The sequence below is a fragment of the Saliphagus sp. LR7 genome, assembly GCF_003344565.1.
GTDB classification, from domain to species: Archaea; Halobacteriota; Halobacteria; order Halobacteriales; family Natrialbaceae; genus Saliphagus; species Saliphagus infecundisoli.
On sequence record NZ_QPND01000058.1, the window covers coordinates 1 to 2,206 of the forward strand.

3 protein-coding genes are annotated in these 2,206 nt (G+C 59.7%); 1 reads left to right on the forward strand and 2 read right to left on the reverse strand.

Going from position 1 to position 2,206, the window contains the following annotated elements; genetic code table 11:
• Window positions 1-152 precede the first annotated feature (152 nt).
• Window positions 153-1,166, reverse strand: a complete 1,014-nt coding sequence (locus DVH23_RS23070; protein WP_114579678.1) for a hypothetical protein — start codon at window positions 1,164-1,166, stop codon at window positions 153-155.
• A gap of 194 nt (window positions 1,167-1,360) precedes the next feature.
• Window positions 1,361-1,819 (reverse strand): hypothetical protein, encoded by a 459-nt coding sequence (locus DVH23_RS23075; protein WP_198668088.1) that lies wholly within the window; start codon window positions 1,817-1,819, stop codon window positions 1,361-1,363.
• A 161-nt stretch (window positions 1,820-1,980) separates the two neighbouring features.
• Here DVH23_RS23075 and DVH23_RS24905 point away from each other — a divergent pair.
• Window positions 1,981-2,206 (forward strand): helix-turn-helix domain-containing protein (locus DVH23_RS24905; protein WP_232833911.1); only part of this gene is annotated, 226 nt, incomplete at its 3' end.

Genomic DNA, 2,206 nt, shown 5'->3' on the forward strand with positions numbered 1-2,206 from the left:
GACTTCTTCATGGCTTTCGAACTGTTCGACGTTGTCCTGGATGCCCGATGTCGCCTGTTTGATCAGCGTCACTCGCTGACTACTCTCGTCTGCCCTGATCCCTCCCGGGTAAAACAACGCTTCAGCGGGAGACTACCGGGTGTATCGTCGCCTCAGGGATGAGAGCGAGATTTTGCTGTGAGGGTACTCGGAACGGGACCATGTCGAGCCATCCCGCATCGAGTGCACTTCCAGACGGGATCGTCCTCCCACGCCGGATTCGGAACCGCGTTGAAGCCGTCGAAGCGATGGCGGGTATCTTCGGTACACTCGCGACACTCGAGGACACAGCGCGTCGGGCTGTCACGAGACTGATCGCGAGTAGCGTCGGACACGGACGCGTGTTCGAGAGCGATTGCGGGGACGATCCAGGTTTGGCCGCCTTTGTCGCTGGCGTCGACCGTCTCCCACTCGAGGCTTGTGCGTTCGAGCGTGCCTCCGGCGATCAGTTGGCCGACGTCTTCGATATCCGTGATGGGGTCGCCGTCGGCGTCGAACAGGACGGGGTCGAGCGTCGGGCGGTTGTCCTCGCTGGATCCCCCGTTTTTGGCATTGAGATAGTCGTGGCCGGCGTTCTGTCGGATCGTATCGAGTTGGCGCTGGCCGGCGCTCGAGGCGACTGGGGCAGCAGCTGGCAGCTGGCCCCATTCCTGAGCGAACCGATCGACGAGGTCGCCATCGAGTTCGGCGACGAGTTCGCACTCGTCGATGCCGTCAATCGACGGAGCAGACGAGTAGTCGGCGATATCCTCGAACACGGTTTGGGCGATGCAGACGGCGTTGGCTTCACTACTCGCGTCAACGAGGACGTGAATCACGCCTCTGACTTCACGGTTGGTGGCGGGCTCCTCGCGGTGCTCGTACTCAACCTCCCTCGTGAGACAGAAGTCGCATTTCGTTCTGCCGGGATCGAGCGGGGCACCACACGCACAGCGGTGTTCGCTCGGTTTGTCATCGTTGGATTCGGGGCCGGGCGTATCCGGATAGCTCAGGTGGTCGTCTTCGAGGGAGTCCTCACCGCGCTCGTAGCTGCCATCGTCAACAGCGGTCGAGTTGGTCGGATCGGGCTCGATTCGGCCTTCGCCTTCGGGATTGAACTCCCAGCGGTCGTCATCGTAGTAGCTCATATGATATGGTTCGTGGTGGAGTCTCGTTAATCTCCGTGAACCGCGGTGAAAGTGAAACTGAACACGCACCGATCGGTGCCTGGAGGGTCTGAAGTCAGTTACCCCACGCGTCGCGGATTGTCTTCCCTGTGGGGTAACGACATAACCTGACGATAATCCTCGAAAACCAGCGTGTTGTCGAGTGAAGCGATGTTTCAGTTATTGAAGGAGGTGAGCGTTTGCTGGCTGTTTGGATTCACGGTCGTGGTCGACTGTCGGGCACGTTGGGATCTGGCTGGGGGCAGTCCGTCGTCGCCGAGCGAGCAGGGGTGTTCGAGGAGAGCGTCGGGATCAAACTGCTCCATCTCGTCGGGTGTGGCTTCGATCGTGACCGCCTCGGTGTCGAAGGGAACGTCCTCGGGGACGGTCGAGCCGGCGCAGATAACGGCGTTATCGGTTTTGCACGGACATTTTGTGTAGCCAGCACCGTAAGCGGCGTTGATCCGATCGGTGTGTGGACTGCGGATCCGGTGGCCGCTCGGTCGCTGGCACTTCCGACCGGATGCAGCGCCATAGTTGGGACACTCGACCGCGAGCACTGGATGGTACGGCTGTGCGATTCCACATTTTTCGCACGTGACAGCGGCTTTCACAGGGTCAATGTCTGAGGTCATCGGTCTCGACCCTCGAGGCCGGTGAACAACACACCGAAGCTGAATTGATTTCACGAGAAAATTATCTCTTGGCTAATAGGAAATCCGATCGTGACCAGGACGATGAACAATATATTTTGGACAGAGAAAGGAATATATGGTCTAGCCCCGTTGGTGGAAGTATGACTGGAGATGCTCGCCGCGACGGTCCACCCCCGTTCGATAGGCCCTTTGAAGGCGAGGATACGAAGCAGCGCGTGTACGGAGCAGTATTACACACTCGAGAGCCGCTGACGGCCGCCGAGATCGCTGAGCGGGCGGACTGTTCGGAGGAATCGGCGCGAACACACCTGTCGTTCTACGCCGATCTCGGTATCGTCATTCGCCACGAAGGCCGGCCGGTCAGGT

Coding starts and splice junctions, on each gene's coding strand:
- DVH23_RS23075 (WP_198668088.1), bottom strand. CDS start 1,819: ATGACCTCAGACATTGACCCTGTGAAAGCCGCTGTCACGTGCGAAAAA.
- DVH23_RS23070 (WP_114579678.1), bottom strand. CDS start 1,166: ATGAGCTACTACGATGACGACCGCTGGGAGTTCAATCCCGAAGGCGAA.